General features: G+C 68.8%; 16 protein-coding genes. 13 read left to right on the forward strand and 3 right to left on the reverse strand.

Annotated elements, in window-relative coordinates; translation table 11 throughout:
• The first annotated feature begins 105 nt into the window (after positions 1 to 105).
• The 4 genes from FFS49_RS11130 to FFS49_RS11145 are packed head-to-tail and all read left to right on the forward strand — an operon-like array spanning position 106 to position 4,057.
• Positions 106 to 882, forward strand: coding sequence for a hypothetical protein (locus FFS49_RS11130; protein ID WP_105815597.1), 777 nt, complete (start codon positions 106 to 108; stop codon positions 880 to 882).
• Between the two features lie 42 nt (positions 883 to 924).
• Positions 925 to 1,473 carry a hypothetical protein gene (locus FFS49_RS11135; RefSeq protein ID WP_105815598.1) on the forward strand — a complete coding sequence of 183 codons (549 nt, stop codon included), beginning with the start codon at positions 925 to 927 and terminating at the stop codon, positions 1,471 to 1,473.
• Positions 1,474 to 1,494: 21 nt separating this feature from the next.
• Positions 1,495 to 2,766, forward strand: coding sequence for an MFS transporter (locus tag FFS49_RS11140; RefSeq protein WP_105815599.1), 1,272 nt, complete (start codon positions 1,495 to 1,497; stop codon positions 2,764 to 2,766).
• A 37-nt stretch (positions 2,767 to 2,803) separates the two neighbouring features.
• The gene (locus FFS49_RS11145; RefSeq protein ID WP_105815600.1) at positions 2,804 to 4,057 is read left to right on the forward strand and encodes an arsenic transporter; all 1,254 of its coding nucleotides are present in this window, start codon (positions 2,804 to 2,806) and stop codon (positions 4,055 to 4,057) included.
• 36 nt (positions 4,058 to 4,093) lie between these two features.
• On the opposite strand, the gene FFS49_RS11150 is transcribed toward FFS49_RS11145, so the two are convergent.
• Entirely contained in the window at positions 4,094 to 6,199 is a 2,106-nt protein-coding gene (locus FFS49_RS11150; RefSeq protein WP_105815601.1) for a TonB-dependent receptor, read from the reverse strand.
• Between the two features lie 526 nt (positions 6,200 to 6,725).
• The gene (locus tag FFS49_RS11155; protein ID WP_034209092.1) at positions 6,726 to 7,427 is read right to left on the reverse strand and encodes a FadR/GntR family transcriptional regulator; all 702 of its coding nucleotides are present in this window, start codon (positions 7,425 to 7,427) and stop codon (positions 6,726 to 6,728) included.
• Positions 7,428 to 7,660: 233 nt separating this feature from the next.
• Here FFS49_RS11155 and FFS49_RS11160 point away from each other — a divergent pair, with 233 nt between their 5' ends.
• From FFS49_RS11160 to FFS49_RS11200, 9 genes are all read left to right on the forward strand, one after another.
• Positions 7,661 to 9,205 carry a sugar ABC transporter ATP-binding protein gene (locus tag FFS49_RS11160; RefSeq protein ID WP_105815602.1) on the forward strand — a complete coding sequence of 515 codons (1,545 nt, stop codon included), beginning with the start codon at positions 7,661 to 7,663 and terminating at the stop codon, positions 9,203 to 9,205.
• Positions 9,198 to 10,229, forward strand: coding sequence for an ABC transporter permease (locus FFS49_RS11165; protein ID WP_105815603.1), 1,032 nt, complete (start codon positions 9,198 to 9,200; stop codon positions 10,227 to 10,229). Before FFS49_RS11160 ends, FFS49_RS11165 begins: the two co-directional genes overlap by 8 nt.
• A 42-nt stretch (positions 10,230 to 10,271) precedes the next feature.
• The gene (locus FFS49_RS11170) at positions 10,272 to 11,219 is read left to right on the forward strand and encodes an ABC transporter substrate-binding protein (RefSeq protein WP_137909920.1); all 948 of its coding nucleotides are present in this window, start codon (positions 10,272 to 10,274) and stop codon (positions 11,217 to 11,219) included.
• A gap of 29 nt (positions 11,220 to 11,248) precedes the next feature.
• A complete protein-coding gene (locus FFS49_RS11175; protein WP_105815605.1) occupies positions 11,249 to 12,265 on the forward strand; it encodes an aldo/keto reductase in 1,017 nt (338 codons plus the stop codon).
• Positions 12,262 to 13,137 (forward strand): amidohydrolase family protein, encoded by an 876-nt coding sequence (locus tag FFS49_RS11180; RefSeq protein ID WP_105815606.1) that lies wholly within the window; start codon positions 12,262 to 12,264, stop codon positions 13,135 to 13,137. The genes FFS49_RS11175 and FFS49_RS11180 overlap by 4 nt, the downstream gene beginning before the upstream one ends.
• A 22-nt stretch (positions 13,138 to 13,159) precedes the next feature.
• Positions 13,160 to 14,170, forward strand: coding sequence for a zinc-binding alcohol dehydrogenase family protein (locus FFS49_RS11185; protein WP_105815607.1), 1,011 nt, complete (start codon positions 13,160 to 13,162; stop codon positions 14,168 to 14,170).
• 31 nt (positions 14,171 to 14,201) lie between these two features.
• Positions 14,202 to 15,383 carry a D-mannonate oxidoreductase gene (locus tag FFS49_RS11190; protein ID WP_105815608.1) on the forward strand — a complete coding sequence of 394 codons (1,182 nt, stop codon included), beginning with the start codon at positions 14,202 to 14,204 and terminating at the stop codon, positions 15,381 to 15,383.
• Complete coding sequence (locus tag FFS49_RS11195; RefSeq protein WP_105815609.1) at positions 15,380 to 16,903, forward strand: altronate dehydratase family protein; 1,524 nt, start codon at positions 15,380 to 15,382, stop codon at positions 16,901 to 16,903. Before FFS49_RS11190 ends, FFS49_RS11195 begins: the two co-directional genes overlap by 4 nt.
• Before the next feature lie 67 nt (positions 16,904 to 16,970).
• Positions 16,971 to 17,237, forward strand: a complete 267-nt coding sequence (locus FFS49_RS11200; protein WP_224755701.1) for a hypothetical protein — start codon at positions 16,971 to 16,973, stop codon at positions 17,235 to 17,237.
• Positions 17,238 to 17,299: 62 nt separating this feature from the next.
• Here FFS49_RS11200 and FFS49_RS11205 read toward each other — a convergent pair whose 3' ends face one another.
• Positions 17,300 to 19,261, reverse strand: coding sequence for a phosphatase PAP2 family protein (locus FFS49_RS11205; RefSeq protein WP_105815611.1), 1,962 nt, complete (start codon positions 19,259 to 19,261; stop codon positions 17,300 to 17,302).
• Positions 19,262 to 19,353: the final 92 nt, after the last annotated feature.

Here is a 19,353-nt window from a genome sequence, read left to right on the forward strand (position 1 = left end):
AGGTTTCGCGCGCGTCGTCGTTCGGCGCATGGCCACGCGGGGCGTCGCGGGTTGGCACGGGTATTGCGGATATCGAGGCATCGCAACCCGTCGCCGGAGCCCGTCATGAAGTCGTACCTGCCTGTCGTTCGATCGCGGCCGCCGTGCCGTGCCGCCGTGCGCCGCTCGTCTCGCATGCTCTGCGCGGCCGCGCTCGTTGCCGTCGCAACGGTCAGCCTGGCGCAGGTGCCGCCGGCGCCGCGCGCGGACGACCCGGCCGGCGCCATGCCGCCGCCTGCTCCTCCTCGGCCCCGCGCGCTTGTGCCTGCCGTACCCGGAAACGACACCGCATCGAATGCGCTGGTGTCCGGCACGCTGTCGCGCCTGACGATCAATCCGGAAGGCACCGTCGACGGCTTCGTGCTCACCGACGGCACGCTCGTCCGCCTGCCGCCGCATCTCGGTTCGCAACTGACGGCGCTCGTGAAGACGGGCGACCGCGTGACGGTAGCCGGCGAACGACGCGTCGACGATGAAATCCGTGCCCGCGTGGTCCGCAATGACGGCAGCGGCGCGTCGCTGTCCGATCAGCCGCCCGCGCCCGTCGCGCCCATGCCGCCCATGCTGCGCGGCGTCAACCTCGCCCGCCTGAGCGTGTCCGGCGTCGTGCGCCGCGTGACGCGGGCGCCGCGCGGCGAGCCGGACGGCGTGATGCTCGACAGCGGGGCGATCGTCAAGCTGACCGTGCCGGCCGCCCAGCAATTCGGTGCACTGCTCGCCCCCGGCGAGCGCGTGGCCGCGGTCGGCTACGGCACGCGCAACGCGTACGGCGAAGCGCTGCAGGCGACCGCGTTCGGCGCGCCGGGCCATGTCGTGAATCTCTATGACGATGTCGCGCGCTAATCGCGCGGCGCTATTCCGCAATTCATCGAAAGGAGTCCTGCCATGCATTGGATCGATCCCGCCTGCCTGCCCGAAACGCGCGGCCGCGTCACCCAGTTCCTGCTCAATCCGCACGGAGACATCGACGGCCTGATCCTGAACGGCGACCTGCAGGTGCACGTGCCGCCGCATCTGGGCCGCGAACTGGTACGCCGCGTCGCGGTCGGCGACCGCATCCGCGTGCGGGGCGTCAAGCCGCGTCGCGCGGAGATCATCGCGGCCGTGCAACTGACCGGGCGCGACGGCGTCGACATCGTCGACGACGGGCCCGCGCACGCTGCACCGCCGAAGCCGACGCACCCCGATCGACAACCGATGGAATCGAGCGGCGAAGTCGCGTTCGCGCTGCATGGCCCGAAAGGCGAGGTGAACGGCGCGTTGCTGACGAGCGGCGTCGCGTTGCGGGTGCCGCCGCATGCGGCTGAAGCGCTGCACGAATATCTGCGTCCCGGTGTCCATGTGCAGGCGTGGGGGCACGGCGTCGTCACGCCGCACGGCACGACGCTCGACGTGAGCGAGATCGCCGAGCTCGTCGATGCGGATGTCGAATGAGCGAGCGACGGTGACACGACCATGAGACCGGCGCGCGCGCTCGAAGCGCTCAACTTCTTCCTGGCCGACGTGCAGGCCGGCATCGGCCCGTTCATCGGCGTCATCCTGCTGTCGCGCGGCTGGGGCGCCGATGCGATCGGCTCGGTCATGACGCTGGCCGGGCTCGCCGCGATGGCCGCGACGCCGTTGGCCGGCGCGCTCGTCGATGCGGTGCGCGCGAAGCGGGCGCTGATCGTCGCGGCGACCGCGGTGACGGCGCTTGCGTCGCTGGCGATGATGTTCGTCCACGGCTATCCGGCGGTGGCGGCGTCGCAGATCGTGGCGGCGGTCAGCGGCGCGGTGCTCGCGCCGGCCGCCGCGGGCGTGACGCTCGGCATCGTGCGCCGGCAGGGTTTCGACCGGCAGTTCGGGCGCAACCAGATGGCGAACCACGCCGGCAACGTCGCCGGTGCGGCGCTCGCCGGGTGGCTCGGCTGGCATGTCGGATTCGACGCGGTGTTCGCGCTGGTCGGCGCGTTTACGGTCCTCGCCATCGTGAGCACGCTGGCGATTCCCGGGCACGCGATCGATCATGCGTCCGCACGGGGTCTCGATCCTGCCGGTGCCGCACCGGGAACGGAAGCTGCGCATCCGCATGCGTCGGACGCGGCGTCGGCGTCGGCGTCGCACGTCGGCGGCCTGCGCACGCTCGCCGAGAACCGGCCGCTGGTGCTGCTCGGCGCGTCGCTCGCGCTGTTCCATCTCGGCAACGCCGCGATGCTGCCGCTCTACGGGATGGGCGTCGTCGTCACGCAGCGCAGCAATGCGAGCGCGTTCACCGCACAGACGATCGTCATCGCGCAGTGCGTGATGATCGCGGCGGCGTGGCTCGCGCCCCGGCTGATTCGCTCGCACGGTTACTGGCGCGTGCTGCTGTTCTCGTACCTCGTGCTGCCGGTGCGCGGGCTGGTCGCCGCGGTGTGGATGAGCGAAGCGGGCGTGTGGCCGGTGCAGGTGCTCGACGGCATCGGCGCCGGGCTGCAAAGCGTGGTCGTGCCCGCGCTCGTCGTTCACCTGCTGCACGGTTCCGGCCGCGTGAATGCCGGGCAGGGCGCCGTCGCGACCGCGCAGGGTATCGGCGCGGCGCTCAGCCCCGTGCTGGGCGGCGTGCTCGCGCAACACTTCGGCTATCCGTCCGCGTTCATCGTGCTGGGCGCCGTGTCGACGGGCTCGCTCGCGCTGTGGCTCGGTCATGCACGCTCGCTGAGCAGCGTGTGCGGCAAGCCCGCCGATCTATCGGCGACATCGTCGTGAACGCGATGTCGATTCCCATCCCTCCGTCCACTTGCCCATGAATCCTGTTTCGCTTGCCTGGCTGATTTCCGCGCTCGCCACCGCGGGCGTCATCACGCGTCCGTTCGGTTGGCCCGAAGCCACGTGGGCCGTGAGCGGCGCGCTGCTGCTGGTCGTGTTGAACCTGTTGCCTGCCGCCCAGGCGCTGGACGCCGTCGCGAAAGGCGGCGACGTGTACCTCTTCCTGACGGGCATGATGCTGCTGTCCGAGGCGGCCCGTCGCGAGGGACTGTTCGACTGGGTCGCGACGCACGTCGTCAATCTCGCGCAGGGCTCGCCGCGGCGGTTGTTCGCGCTGATCTACGGCGTCGGCGTCGTTACCACCGTGTTCCTGTCGAACGACGCGACCGCCGTCGTGCTGACGCCCGCCGTCCTGGCCGCCGCGCGCCGCGCGAAGGCCGACCCGATGCCGCTGCTGTACAGCTGCGCGCTCGTCGCGAATGCCGCGAGTTTCGTGCTGCCGATTTCGAATCCGGCGAACCTGGTGCTGTACGGTGCGCACATGCCGGCGCTCGGCGTCTGGCTCGCGCACTTCGCGGCGCCGTCCGTCGCGTCGATCGTCTGCACGTTCGTGATGCTGCGGATCGTGCAGCGACGTGCGCTGTCCGGCCATTGCGAGTCCGCGCTGCCGGTGCAGCCGCTGACGAGCGGCGGGCGCATCGCGCTCGCGGGCATCGCCGCGACGGCCGTCGCGCTGATGGCGGTGTCGGTCGCCGATCGCCCGCTCGGGTTGCCGACCGCGCTGGCGGGCGTCGTCACGGTCGCGTGCGTGGCGATGCGCGATCGCGCGGCGTGCGTGCCGATCGTTCGCGAGATTTCATGGAGCGTGTTGCCGCTCGTCGCGGGGCTGTTCGTCGTCGTCGAGACGCTCGACCGGACCGGCGCGGTGCGCGCGCTGGCGGGCCTGCTGCACATGCTGATGCAAAGCGGCGAGCACGTCGCCGCGGCCGTGGCCGGCGTCGCGGTCGCGCTGGTGTCGAACGCGGTCAACAACCTGCCCGCCGGGCTGATCGCGAGTTCGACGATCCACGCGGCGCACAGCCCGCAAACGGTGGTCGACGCGATTCTGATCGGCGTGGATCTTGGCCCGAACCTGTCAATCACCGGCTCGCTCGCGACGATTCTGTGGCTGGCGGCGATCCGGCGCGAAGGGCTGCAGGTCGGTTTCCGCGAATTTCTCGCGGTCGGCGCGTGCGTGATGCCGCCTGCGTTGCTGCTCGCGCTGGGCGCGCGGTTCGTGGTCGGCGGCTGACGTGCGAGGCGCGTCGCGTCAGCCGCCCCGGCCGGCCTAGAACGAGTACGCGAGCGACGCGAACAGGCTGCGCGGCGCGCCCGGCGTGACCCACAGGCTGTTGTACGAGCTGACGTAGGTGGTGCGATTGAACAGGTTGTTCAGGACTACGGATGCACGCAGGTGCTTGTTGACCTGAAGATAGCCGTTGAGCTGGACGGTCGCGTAGGCCGGCAGTTCGAAACCGTCCTGCGTGTTGGCCGTGTTGCCGGCGCGGCGGCCGACATAGATCACGCCCGCGCCGGCGCCCGCCTTGTCCGCGAACGGCAGGGTCGTCTCGTACATCAGCAGCGCACTGCCGCTCAGGCGCGGTACGTCGACGAGGCGAGAGCCGGGCGCGAGCACGGTATCGCGCGTGACCTCGGCGTCGACGTACGCGAAGTTCGCGATGCCGCGCAGGCCGTGTCCGAGGTCGCCGCTCCATTCGAATTCGACGCCGCGGCTGCGCACTTCGCCGGCCGCGCGCGAGAAACCGGCATTCGCCGGATCGGCGGTGAGCACGTTGCGCTTGGTCACGTAGAACGCCGAGACGGTCGTGAGCGAGCGCGCGCCGGCCCATTTCGCGCCGGCTTCGTAGCCGTGGCCTTTCTCGGGATCGAACGCGTTGCCGCCGACGTCGGCGCCGTTGTTCGGCCGGAACGAATACGCGGTGTTCGCATAGAACGACCACGCGGGGCTCATTTCGTACGCGACGCCGATACGCGGGCTCACCGCGGTCTGCAGCTGGCTCGTCGTCACGCCCTTCAGGCGGTTGTCGATCGACTGGTGGAAGCGATCCCAGCGCAGCCCGGCCAGGATTTTCCAGTGCGGCCCGAACGCGAGCGTGTCCTGCGCGTAGACGCCTTGTCCGTCATCGCGTTCGAGCAGGTTGGTCGCGGTGCGCGGCGTCGGCGCGGGCTGGCCGTAGACCGGATCGAAGATGTCGATCGCATACGGCGCCGCGGCGCTCGGCGTGGAGCGCGTGACGAACTGGTCGTAGTTGAAGCGGTACGCATCGACGCCCATCACGAGCGTATGGCCGATGCTGCCCGTGCGGAACGAGCCGGCGGTTTCGAGGCGGCCTTGCAGGTCGTTCGAGTGAAACGCGACTTGCCGGTAGCGGCGCCACAGCGTGCGACCGTCCGGCTGCAACGCGAATGCCTCGGACGAGCGCCCCGACAGGTCGGTGTTGCGTTGCGCGACGCCGGCATTGATCGACCAGCTGGAATCGAGGCGATGCTCGAGCGTGAACTGGTGGCCCGTGTTGCGCACGTCGTAGTCGCCGTCGCGCGGCTCGCCGAGGAAGCGCGACGCGGGGATCACGCCGAGCTGGCCGTTGACCGCCAGCACGCCGCGATCGAGCGGGGCGCTCTGACGCGCGCTCTCGAATTCGTAGTGGAGCGTCGTGTCCGCGCCGATGTCCCACGTGAACGACGGCGAGAACAGGTAGCGTTTGCTCGATACCGTGTCGCGGAAGCTGCCGTTGTTCTCGTTCATCGCGACGAAGCGGTACGCGAGCGATTTCGTGACGGGGCCGGTCGAATCGAGGGTCTGGCGCAGTGCGCCGTAGCTGCCGGCCGACACGCCGATGGTGTTCGCGCGGGCGAACTGCGGCTGCTTCGTCGTATAGCTGATGATCCCGCCCGGATCGCCGCGGCCATACAGCGCGGACGCCGGCCCCTTGAGCACTTCCATGCGCTCGAGGTTGACGGTGTCGCGCGGCACGCTCATCCCGCGATTCCACGAAAAGCCGTTGACCAGGTAGTCGGTGCCGGACGTGTTGCCGTCGCCGGCGAAGCCGCGCACCGCGTAGTTGTCCCACAGGCCGCCGAAGTTGTTCTGGCGCGAGACGCCCGCGACCCAGTCGTAAAGATCGTCGCCGCGCGTGGCGGCCACGGTCTGGATCAGCTTCGTATCGACGCTGCTGACCGCGAACGGAATCTCCATCACGTCCGCCTCGCTGCGCGTCGCGGTCGTCGATTCGCGCGTGCGGAACGGCGCCGTCGCGCGTTGGGCGGACACCTCGATGGTCGGCAGCGCCGTCTCCTGCGCGTCGGCGGCGCCCATGCCGGCCGTGCCGACGACGATGGCCATCGGTGCGGCCGCCCAGTTCCTCATGCTCATACCCCTCCCTTTTTGTGTCGTTCGCGTTCGGGCACGGCGGGCGGCCTTGCGCCGGCATCTGTGTTCCAAACAGTACATTTGCGCGGCAATTTAATGCAAATGAGAGGCATTTGCAATCGTAATTTTGAAGCGGGATCGGTGCGTGACGACGGGCGGTGCGACGGCGGTCGCGGAACGCGTGGAATCGCGATTTCCGCAACGTCCGGGGAGGGGCGTTCTTCGTCCAGGGCCCGTTCACGCTAATGACGGGCTTGCGCTGGCCACTAGAAGGGCCGAGTGCAAGGATTGCGACGAAGCGAATACTCGACGTATTCGCGAGGAGCATGACGCGGCGATCGGCAAAGTCCGGTTCGTCGCGTCTTGTGTTGCTCGATCCGGCCAGCCGGCGTCAAGCGACGAAACGCCCGCGCGTGTTGCCGCGCGGGCCCGAATCACGCATCAGCGGATTTGATGAAGGTCGACACCGTTCATCCGGTGGCGCCGTGCGTCGTTGTGCGACGACGAGCGTGCAAGCGCCCGCGCACGCTCAATCCGGATCGGCTTTCAGTCCACCCTCGATCCACCGCGCTTCCGACGCGCGAAGATGCGCACGAATGGCCGTCTGCGCCGCAATCGGATCGCCGGCTTGCAATGCGAGCAGCACGTCCTCGTGCTCGCGCACCGCGGCGGTCCACGTCTGCGGATTCTCCGCGTGGCCGCGCATCGCGGTCGCGATCGGGTCGTGGCGGCTGTCGAACAGCTCGCCGACGAAGCGGGTGAGCACCGAGTTGCCGGCGGCTTCCGCGATCAGCATGTGGAACTGCCGGTCGGCTTCGACCGGGGATTTGCCGGCCTCCGCGAGCCGCTTCATGCGCTGCACCGTGCGGCGCAGGCGCTCGAGCATCGCGGCCGTCATCCGCGCGGCGGCCAGCGCGGCGACGCTGCCTTCGACGGCCGCGCGCGCCTGCATCAATTCCGACGGGCTGTCGCCGAGCGTGGCCATCGGGCCGACGGCGTCGGCCGCCGTGTCGCGCACATACACGCCGGAGCCCATCCGGATCTCGATCTGGCCGCCGATTTCCAGCGCGATCAGCGCCTCGCGAAGCGACGGTCGCGATACGCCGAGCGTCAGCGCCAGTTCGCGCTCCGGCGGCAGCCGCTCGCCGATCGCGAATTCGCCCTGGCGAATCAACGCGACGATCTGGGCCGCGACCGATTGGTAAAGCCGCTTGGGTTCTGTGGATTTCATCCGATTGATAGGGATCAATGCGCTTTGGGCGCAAGCGCGTGTCGCGGAGTCTATCACGCCTGCCGCATCGCCCCGTGCGGCGGCGGGTTCATCCCGATGTCCGGGTTTTCACCATTGGTAAGATCAGATGTGAATAGTTAAATTGGCTTGACCAAAGCGGGTTTGATTGCTGTAATTCATCCAAATTGGACTGACCGGATAGTGCGGAGGTCGATCCACCCCAAGGAGACGCAATGGCAATGCCTCGCAATCTGCCCGGTCAGGCCGCGCACGACGAAGCGGACCGGGAGATCCTGCGCCTGGACGGAATTCGCAAGCGCTTCCCGGGCGTCCTCGCGCTCGACGGGATTCGCCTCGACCTGCGCCGCGGCGAGGTGCATGCGGTGTGCGGCGAAAACGGCGCGGGCAAATCGACGCTGATGAAGATCATCAGCGGCCAGTACCTGCCCGACGACGGCGTCGTTCACTATCGCGGCGCGCCGGTGCGGTTTCGTTCGGCATCCGAAGCGCAGGCGGCCGGCATCTCGATCATTCACCAGGAACTCAATCTCGTCCCGCACCTGAGCGTGGCGGAGAACCTGTTCCTCGCGCGCGAGCCGCGGCGCGGGCCGTTCGTCGATACGAAACGCATGAACGCGGATGCGGTGCGCTGCATTGCGCGCATCGGGCTGAACGTGGCGCCGACGACGAAGGTCGGCGTGCTGTCCATCGCGCAGCAGCAGATGGTCGAGATCGCGAAGGCGCTGTCGCACGACGCGCGCGTGCTGATCATGGACGAGCCCACGTCGTCGCTGACGGAAGCGGAAACGGTGCAGCTCTTTCGCATCATCGAGGAACTGCGTGCCGACGGCGTGGCGATTCTGTATATCTCGCACCGGCTCGACGAAATGGCGCAGATCGTCGATCGCGTGACGGTGCTGCGCGACGGGCGCCATATCTCGACCGACGATTTCGCCGACGTGAGCATCGACGATATCGTCGCTCGCATGGTCGGCCGCACGCTCGACGACGCCTATCCGTCGCGGCAATCGGTGCCGACCGACGAGGTGCTGCTCGACGTGCGGGACCTGCGCCGCGACGGCGTGTTCGGGCCAGTGTCGTTCGCGCTGCGCCGCGGCGAGATCCTCGGTTTCGCGGGGTTGATGGGCGCCGGGCGCACCGAGATCGCCCGCGCGATCTTCGGTGCCGATCGCGCCGACGGCGGCACGATCGCGCTGCACGGCCGGCCCGTGACGATCCGCTCGCCGCGCGAGGCGATCCGGCACGGCATCGCGTATCTGTCGGAGGACCGCAAGACGGAGGGGCTCGCGCTGCCGATGCCCGTCGCGGCGAATCTCACGCTCGCGAACGTGCGCGGCATCACGTCACGCTTCGGGTTCCTGCGCTTCGACGACGAACTCGACGTCGCGCGCCGCTACGTGCAGGACCTCGCGATTCGCACGCCGTCCGTGCACCAGCGCGTGCGCAACCTGTCCGGCGGCAACCAGCAGAAGGTCGTCATCGGCAAATGGCTGTACCGCGGCTCGAAGATCCTGTTCTTCGACGAGCCGACGCGCGGCATCGACGTCGGCGCGAAATTCGCGATCTACGGGCTGATGGACCGGCTTGCCGCCGACGGCGTCGGCGTCGTGCTGATCAGTTCGGAGTTGCCCGAACTGCTCGGCATGACCGACCGGATCGCCGTTTTTCACGAAGGTCGACTGACCGCATTTCTCGACACGAAACACACCAGTCAGGAGGAGATCATGCACTACGCGTCGGGGCGTTCCCATGCTTGAAATGACATCCGATCGAAGCCAGGCCGACGAACGGGCGGCGCGACAGCGGCGGCGCGACCTGATCCAGAAGTTCGCGGCGCTGGGCAGTCTCGTCGTGCTCGTGTCCGCGTTCTCGATAACGAGCGCGGCGTTCTTCTCGGTCGACAACCTGATGACGGTCGGCCTGCAGGTCACGTCCATCGCCTATCTCGGCGTGGCCGCCACCTGCGTGATCATCACAGGCGGCATCGACCTGTCGGTCGGCTCGGTGCTCGCGCTGGCCGGCGTGTGCGCGGCGCTGCTGGTCAAGGCCGGCGTGCCGGTGCCCGCCGCGATGGCGGCAGGCATCCTGGTCGGCGCGCTGTGCGGGCTCGTCAACGGCATCTGCGTGACGCAGATGGGCCTGCCGCCGTTCATCGCGACGCTCGGCATGATGCTCGTCGCGCGCGGCATCGCGCTGCAGATCACCGGCGCGCGGCCGGTATCGGATCTCGGCGACGCGTTCGGCGCGCTCGGCAACGGCGCGCTGCTGCGGATCTCGCGCATCGGCGCGGACGGGTTTCCCGACACGACCTTTCCCGGCATTCCGTATCCGGTCGTGATCATGGTCGTGCTGTTCGTCGTGGTGTCGGTGCTGCTGTCGAGAACGTCGCTCGGCCGCCACATCTACGCAGTCGGGTCGAACGCGGAAGCGGCGCGGCTGTCGGGCGTGAACGTGCAGGGCGTGAAGCTGTTCACCTACGTGCTGTCCGGCGCGCTCGCGGGCGTGACCGGCTGCGTGCTGATGTCGCGGCTCGTCACCGGGCAGCCGAACGAAGGCGTGATGTACGAGCTCGACGCGATCGCCAGTTCGGTCATCGGCGGCACGTCGCTGATGGGCGGCGTCGGCACGATCTCGGGCACGGCGATCGGCGCGTTCGTGATCGGCGTGCTGCGCAACGGCCTGAACATGAACGGCGTATCGAGCTTCATCCAGCAGATCATCATCGGCGTCGTGATCCTCGGCACGGTGTGGATCGACCAGTTGCGCAATCGCCGGCCCTGACCGGCAGCAAGCAGTCCCTACCAACGAGAAGCGGAGCGAGACATGAACAAATCCATCCTGCTGGCGGCATCGGCGTGCGTGTTTGCGGTATGCAGCAGCGGTGCGTATGCGGCGGGCGGCGAGATCGCGGTGATCGTCAAGACGGTCAATTCGAACTACTGGCAGAACGTGCAGAAAGGCGCGAAGGCGGCGCTCGACGGCGCGAAGGGCTACACGATGACGTTCCAGGGCCCGGCGGCCGAGTCCGACATCAGCGGGCAGGTCAACATGGTCGACAACGCGGTCACGCGGCATGTGGCGGGCATCGTGCTCGCGCCGTCCGATCCCGATGCGCTGGTGCCCGCGATCAAGAAGGCGTGGGAAGCGCACATTCCCGTCGTGCTGATCGACTCGGCGATCTCGGATGCCGGCAAGCCGTACTACCAGGCGTTCCTGTCGACCGACAACGAGAAGGCGGGCGCGCTGTGCGCGAAAGCGCTGATCGACCGCGTCGGGCAGTCGGGCAAGATCGCGATCATGTCGTACGTGCCGGGCGCGGGGTCCGAGGTCAGCCGCGTCGGCGGGTTCCGCAAGTACATCGAGAGCCATTCGAAGCTGCAGGTCGTCGGCCCGTACTACTCGCAATCGCAAATGGCGACCGCGCTGAACCAGACGACCGACGTGCTGTCGGCGAACCCGGACCTGAAGGGCATCTTCGGCGCGAACGAGCCGACCGCGGTCGGGATGGGCCGTGCGCTGAAGCAGTCGGGCAAGGCGGGCAAGGTGGTGGCGATCGGGTTCGACGGCAACGAGGACCTGCAGGGCTTCGTGCGCGACGGCACCGTGCAGGCGATCGCCGTGCAGGGCTCGTGGCAGATGGGGAACCAGGGCGTGCGCACGGCGCTCGACGTGATCGAGCGCAAGCCCGCGCCGAAGCTGATCGATACCGGCGTCGTGATGGTCGACAAGCAGAACCTCGATTCGCAGGCAGCGAAGAACGTCCTGTACTGATCCCTTTTCCCCGCATCCGGTTACGCCTCATGAACGCAAACGATACGCGCACCTTGCCGCGCAGCGGGCTGGCGGTGTCCGCACTCGGCCTCGGCTGCTCGCAGCTCGGCGGCCTTTATCGGCCGATGTCGGCCGCCGATGCCGCCGCGCTCGTCGACGCCGCGTGGGCGGCCGGCCTGCGCTATTTCGACACCGCACCGTATTACGGCTACACGCTGTCCGAGCGGCGCGTGGGGGCGGGGCTCGCCCCGCGCGAGCGCCGCGCCTTCACGCTCAGCACGAAGGTCGGGCGGCTGATGCGGGCCGACGCGAGCGTACGGCCGGGCGACGATGGCTGGGCGGAGCCGCTGCCGTTCCGGCCGGTCTACGACTACAGCTACGACGGGATCATGCGCTCGCACGACGACAGCCGGCAACGGCTCGGGCTCGCGCGAGTCGACATGCTGTACGTGCACGACATCGGCGCGATGACGCACGGCGATCGTCACGCGCACTACTGGGACCAGTTGACCCGCGGCGGCGGGTTTCGCGCGCTGGATGCGTTGCGCTCGGGCGGCGAGATCGGCGGGTTCGGTCTCGGCGTGAACGAATGGGAAGTCGCGGCCGACGCGCTGAACGAAGCGGCGCTCGATGCGGTGCTGCTGGCCGGCCGCTATACGCTGCTCGAACAGACGGCGCTCGAACCGCTGCTCGACGCGTGTGTCCGTGAAGGGACGGCGATCGTGATCGGCGGCGTGTTCAATTCCGGTTTGCTCGCCGGCAACGGCAAGTTCAACTATGCGGACGCGAGCGCCGACGTGATCGACAAGGCCGCGCGGCTCGGCGCGTTGTGCAACCGCTTCGACGTGCCGCTTCCCGCCGCTGCATTGCAGTTTCCGTTCGGTCATCCGGCCGTCGTGTCGTGCGTGATCGGCGCGCGCAGCGTGGCTCAGCTGAAGCAGAACATCGCCTGGTTCGAGCGCCCCGCGCCGGCCGAGCTGTGGGATGCGCTGCGCGACGAAGGGTTGATCGACGGGCACGCGCCGGTGCCGGGAGCACACGCATGACCCCGCGCATCGACGCCCATCAGCACTACTGGCGCATCGACGCGCGGGCCGGCTGCTGGCCGCCGGCCGAGTTCGACGCGATTCACCGGGATTTCGGCCCTGCCGATCTGGCGCCGCTGCTCGACGCCGCGCGCATCGATATCACCGTCGTCGTGCAGTCGCTGCCGAGCGAAGCCGACACGCGCTTTCTGCTCGATCTCGCGGCTGAAACGCCGAGCGTCGGCGCCGTGGTCGGCTGGGTCGACCTGAAGGCCGACGACGCACCCGCGCGGATCGCGGCATTTGCATCCGCGCCGAAGGCGCGCGGCTTGCGACCGATGCTGCAGGATCTGCCCGACTACGCGTGGATCGACGATCCGCGGCTGGATCGCGCGGTGGCCGCGATGCTCGAGTACGGGCTGCGTTTCGATGCGCTGGTGATGCCGCGCCATCTCGATGCGCTGCACGCGTTCGCGCAACGCCATCCGGATCTGCCGATCGTGATCGACCACGGCGCGAAGCCGTTCATCGAGCGCGGCGAGATGCAGCCGTGGCTAACGGCGATGCGCAGGCTCGCGAGCTTGCCGAACCAGCATTGCAAGCTGTCCGGCCTCTGGACGGAGGCCGGGCCGTCGGCCGGCCCGGATGCCGTGCGCGCACGCACGCGGCCGTATGTCGATGCGCTGGCCGAGCTGTTCGGGCCGACGCGCTTGATGTGGGGCAGCGACTGGCCGGTGCTGCGGCTGGCCTCGGCGTGCGGCGGCTACGGCGAATGGCTGGCCGCGTGCGAGGACGACTGCGCGCAGATGCTCGGCGCCGCGGCGCTGGAGGGCCTTTTCGGCGGCAACGCGCGCCGCTTCTACCGGATAGACACCGCACGCCACGACGAATGAACCAGAACGAAAGGAAACCGACATGCTCAGCGTGATTTGCGAATCCCCCGGCGTGCTGCGCGTGCAGCATCGCGAGCTGCCCGTGCGCGGCAGCGGCGAAGTGCTGTTGCGCGTGCAACGCGTCGGCATCTGCGGCACCGATCTGCACATCTTCACCGGCAACCAGCCATACCTCGACTATCCGCGCGTGATGGGCCACGAGCTGTCGGCGGTCGTCGTCGAGGCGGAAGCCGAATCGGGGCTCGGCGCCGGCGATGCCGTGTACGTGATGCCGTATCTGTCGTGCGGACACTGCGTCGCCTGCCGTCACGGCAACACGAACTGCTGCGTGAACATCAAGGTGCTCGGCGTGCATCGCGACGGCGCGCTCGCCGAATACCTGAGCGTGCCCGCGCAGTTCGTTCACAAGGCCGACGGCATTTCGCTCGATCAGGCGGCGATGCTCGAATTCCTCGCGATCGGCGCGCATGCGGTGCGGCGCGCGGACGTCCGCGCCGGGCAGCGCGCGCTGGTCGTCGGCGCCGGGCCGATCGGCATGGCCGCGATGATCTTCGCGAAGCTGCGCGGCGCCGACGTCACGTGCCTCGACACGCGGGCCGACCGGCTGGCGTTCTGCCGCCAGCATCTGGCGGTCGATGCAGCGGTGGAGGTGGGGGAAGGCGACGCGGCGCGTCTCGCGTCGTTGACGAACGGCGAGTATTTCGATGCGGTGTTCGACGCGACCGGCAACCTCGATGCGATGAATCGCGGTTTCGAATTCGTCGCGCACGGCGGCAAATACACGCTGATCTCGATCGTGCGCGGGCATGTCGCATTTTCGGATCCCGAATTCCACAAGCGGGAAACCACGCTGCTCGCGAGCCGCAACGCGACGGCCGAGGATTTCGCGACGGTGCTCGACGCGATGCGTGCGGGGCGCATTCCGGATCGCGCGCTGAACACGCACCGGATGCGGCTCGATGAGGTGCCGGACGCGCTGCCTCGTTTGCTGGATGCGGGGCAGACCGTCGTGAAGGCGCTCGTCGAATGCTGATCCGTCGAGTCCGCCACGCGGAGCGCACGCGATGACGCCGCCGATCCTGCAGTTCGGCACGAGCCGTTTCCTGCTCGCGCACGTCGACCTGTTCGTCTCCCAGGCGCTGGACGACGGCAACGCGATCGGCGGCATCGGCATCGTGCAGACGACCGGCAATCCGGCCAGCCGCGCGCGCATCGACGCGTTGCGTGCCACCGGCCGCTATCCGGTGCGGATTCGCGGGCGCGAGCGCGGCGGCGTGGTCGACGAAGTCGTCGAATGCCACGCCGTGCAGCGCGCGTGGGACGCCGAGCGCGACTGGGCGGAAATACGCGACGCCGCGATCGAGACGGTGCGCGTGATCGTATCGAACACCGGCGACGCAGGCTATCGCGCCGATCCGCGCGACGCCGCAAACCTGCCGGCCCAGCCGGAGCACGCACCGCATGGTTTTCCGGCGAAGCTGCTCGCGCTGCTGCATGCGCGCTGGCAGGTGCGGCCCGATGACGGCGTTTCCATCCTGCCTTGCGAACTGGTGACGAACAACGGCGACACGCTGCGCGACATCGTGATGGGCCTCGCACGCCAGTGGCGGCTGCCCGACGCTTTCGCCGACTATCTGGGCAACCGCTGCGTGTGGGTCAACTCGCTCGTCGATCGCATCGTGTCGGAGCCGCTTCATCCGGTCGGCGCGATCGCGGAGCCTTACGCGCTATGGGCGATCGAACGACGTGCCGGCATGACGCTGCCGTGCGGGCACGCGCAGATCGTCGTCACCGACGATTTGCGCAGCCACGAGCGCCTGAAGCTGTTCTTCCTCAATCTCGGGCACAGCTGGCTCGCGGAGCAGTGGCTCGCGGCCGGGCGCGACACAGCGGAAACGGTGCTGGACGCGATGAACGACGCGCGGCTGCGCGACGGTCTCGAAGCCGTGTGGCGCGATGAAGTCGCGCCGGTGTTCGTGGCGCTGGGCTTGCGCGAAACGGCCGAACGCTACGTCGACAGCGTGCGCGAGCGCTTGCTCAATCCGTTTCTCGCGCATCGCATCGCCGATATCGCGGTCAACCATCGCGACAAGGTGGCGCGGCGGATCGAGCCGCTGCTCGCACTCGCCGATTCGCTGGCGCTGCCGGCCGAACAACCGCGGTTGCGGCAGCTCGTCGCCCGCCATGAACCGGCGGCCGGCGCTGCGGCAGCCGGCATCGCAACGACAGGGAGAGAGGCATCGTGACGCAACCGGCAATCGTGATCCTTCACGGCAACGACAACGTCGCCGTCGCACTCGACGCGCTGGCGCCCGACGTGCCGATCGACGTGCACGGCGCACCGCTGCGGCCGACGGACGCGATACCGGCCGGCCACAAGGTCGCCACCGCGCCGATCGCGCGCGGCGACGCGATCGTCAAATGCGGGCAGCCGATCGGCGTTGCGCTGCGCGACATCGCCGCGGGCGAGCACGTGCACGTGCACAACGTCGGGATGCCCGACCGGCATGCGCACGACGACGGGCCGGTTGGCGACGCGCATGAGGTCGAGACGGATCGCCGCGATACCTTCGACGGCTTCGTGCGGCCCGACGGCAGCGTGGGGACCCGCAACTTCGTCGGCGTGATCGCCAGCGTCAACTGTTCGGCGAGCGTCTGTCATGCGATCGCCGATGCATACCGGCACGGCGCGCTCGATGCGTTCGGCCACGTCGACGGCGTCGTCGCGATCACCCATCAGAGCGGTTGCGGCATGTCGGCGACCGGCGACGGCATCGAGCTGCTGCGGCGCACGCTCGTCGGCTATGCGCGCAACCCGAATTTCGCCGGCGTGCTGCTCGTCGGCCTCGGCTGCGAGGTCAACCAGGTCGGCGCGCTCGCGCAACGGCTCGACGCGGCAGCGCCCGGCACCGTACGCACGCTGGTGATCCAGGATGAGGGCGGCGTGCGCGATACCGTGGCCAAAGGCGTGTCGATCGTACGCGAGTTGGTGGAGGCGGCCGACGGCGCGCGTCGCAGCGCCGTGCCGGCGTCGCGGCTGACGGTCGGCCTGCAATGCGGCGGCTCCGACGGCTACTCGGGCATCACCGCGAACCCGGCGCTCGGCGCGGCCGTCGACTTGCTGGTCCGCAACGGCGGCACCGCGATTCTGTCCGAGACGCCCGAGATCTACGGCGCCGAGCATCTGCTGATCGCGCGGGCGGCGTCGCGCGATGTGGCCGAGCGTCTGCTCGGCAGGTTGCAGTGGTGGGAGCGCTACGTCGCCGACAACGGCGGCGAAATGAACAACAACCCGTCGCCCGGCAATCTCGCCGGCGGCATCACGACGATTCTCGAGAAATCGCTCGGTGCCGTGTCGAAGGGCGGCCGCTCGCCGCTGCGCGCGGTCTACGACTATGCGGAGCCGGTGCGGCAAGCCGGACTCGTGTTCATGGATACGCCGGGTTACGACCCGGTGTCGGCCACCGGGCAGATCGCCGGCGGCGCGAATCTCGTGTGCTTCACGACGGGCCGCGGTTCGGTGTTCGGCTCGAAGCCGGTGCCGACGATCAAGATCGCGACGACGACCGGCCTGTTCGAGCGGATGCAATCGGACATGGATTTCGACAGCGGCGGGATCGTCGCTGGTTCGCTCTCGGTCGGCGAAGCGGGCGAGCGGCTGTTCCGGCTGATGCTCGACGTCGCGTCCGGGCGACGATCGCGCAGCGAGGACAACGGCATCGGCGAACGCGAATTCGTGCCGTGGCTGCGCGGCGCGGTCATGTGACGGGAAAGGCGGTGTGCGTCCGCGTGCGCAATCGGACAGCGAAGGAGAACCCGCGATGGAAACCAGCATGAGCGAGCCGATGATCGGCGCAACCGATCGTGACGACTCGCTGTCGGAACTGGAGAAGGGCTTGCTCGGCGAGGCGCTGCGCTTGCTCGCCGAGACGCGCGCGCGTGCGCTGGAACTCTGTGTCGAGGTCAGCCGGCGGCAGGGCGGCGCCGCGCCCGACGTCCACGATTTCAACCTGCCCACGATCATCGAGCTGCAACGGCGCTTCGGCACGCGGTCTTGCCCGGACGGCGCCGGCATGGCAGCGTCCGGTCGCTTCGCGTAGCCCAACCCGAAGCCGAAGCCGCCCGCGGGCGGCGCCGTTGCAGGAACGCTCTTCGCTGCCGGTTACGCGGCCGAAAGCGTGATCGACACGCCCGTCGCGGTATAAACGGGCGTTGCCTTGAACCCGTCGACCGTCACCGTCGAGAACTTCGCGGCAGCCGCCGCGCCGTCGATCAGCGCGATGGTGTCGCCGGCCTTCGGCGTGTAGCCGTTCACGAATTTCACATGCAGCGTGCCGCCCGTGACGGTGAGCGGGCCGCCTACGCGCAGGCGTCCGCCGCCGTTGCCGTCGATGTCGAGTTCGAGCGTCGTGTTGTCGAGCTGCGTATAGCGGGTCGCGATCGTCACCGGCGCATTGGCTGCGATCTGCACGCCGCCGCCCGAGCCGACGTACACGTCGCCCTTGCCGAACGCCGTCGCCGACGCGGCCGCGAGCGTGCCGCCGCTCACCTGCGTGCCGCCCGTGTAGCTGTTGTTGCCCGCCAGCGTCAGCGTGCCGCTGCCTTGCAGCGTCAGCTTGCCGGCGCCCGCGACGTCGTTGCGCCACAGGTCGGCTGCATTGAGCCCGCCCTGCGACGCATCCATCGACACGATCACGTTGCCGTTGAACGCGCCGTAGCCGTCGGCCGCCGCGAACAGGTTCAGGCGGCCCCAGCCTTCCGCATCGTCCATGACCGGATAGCCGGACGGCAGTTCGGTCGTCTTCAGCACGACACGCCGCTGGTCGGCGCTCAGGTACGGGAAGCGCGTCTGCAGCAGGATCTCCGCGCCCTTCGGCACGACCGGCGGTGCGTTCGTCGATTCGATCGCGCCGAAGCCGAACGTCATGCGGCGCAGGAACGCGGCCTGGTTCGTCGAGTAGTCGGCGAACCGGTCGGTGGCCGTCGTGCCGGAGTGGGCGAATGCGGAGAACGTCGTGGCGCTCGTTCCCGTCAGTTGCTGCAGCGTCTGATGGGCTTGGGTGTACGCGGCCTGCGCGTCGCTCGCATACGCGGTCAGGTTCGCCGCGCTGACGGCCAGCGCGAGCATGCGGCCGCCGATCACGTCGAGCGGCGAATGCATGCCGGCGAGAATCCGGTTCTCGCCGAGCTCGAGGCCGCGGCTGATCATTTCCTGGAAGCGCTCCGGCACGAGCCATGCCATCGTCGTCGCATCGCGCACGGCCTCGGCCGTGTGGCCGCTGATGAAGCCGCCGTCGGTCGCGGGCGTCGTGCTTTCGGCCGGCACGAGCGTCGGCGCGACCACCACGCTCGTGCTCCAGCGGTACGGGCGCGCATATTTGAAGAAGCGCTTCGACGGCTCGGTCGACGCGTTGTTGCCCATTTCGTTGAGCAGGTCGACGACCTTCCCGAAGCTGGCGTTGCCGCTGCTGCTGCCGACGCCGACGTTGTTGCCGGAATCGTTGTACAGCACGGTGGTCGCATCGGCGGGCACGCTGGTGATGCTGGTCGTCTGCTGGGCCGCGGTGCGCCATGCGGCGGTGAGCGGGCCCATGCCGTCGGTCACGCTGTAACCCTTGCCGCGCCGGTCGTCGTAGTACGCGGCATCGGCCTGCTGCGGCGTGCGTGCGGTCGTCGCATTGATCACGTACTGCACGTTGGCCGACAGCACCGCATCGTTCAGGATCGTGCCGCACGACACGCCGCTGTTCGGCAGCCCGGAGCAGGTGGACGGCGAGATGGCCGGGAATGCGCCGTTCGCGGGCGCACTCACGCCCGCGTCGACCAGCATCGTTGCCGGCTGCCAGAGATCGAGGAAGCGGCTCAACACGCGCACCGCGGCGTTGGTCGACAGCGTCGCGTAGCGCGCATCGCCGCGCTGGTTGGTCGCGACGTTGTCGACGAAAGCGGGCGCGCTCGGGATCGGTGCGCTGTCGACGAAGCCGGGGTCGGCGGGCGGCGCGGGAACGGCCGCGGCGATCGTGCCGGTCGACACGACATCATCGCCGCCGCCGCAGGCAGCCAGCACGATCGCACTCGACAAGGCTGCAACGTGCAGCGGGAAACGGCTTCGTGACGCAAACATGCAAGACTCCATCCTGATGGTAGAAGATGGAGGATTGTGGTGAGCGATCGTTACGCGGCCGTTACGAATTTGTTTCGCGTCGTACGTGGCCG

Origin of the sequence: Burkholderia sp. 4NA327C6, assembly GCF_005502655.1 — a bacterium.
GTDB lineage: Bacteria > Pseudomonadota > Gammaproteobacteria > Burkholderiales > Burkholderiaceae > Burkholderia > Burkholderia contaminans.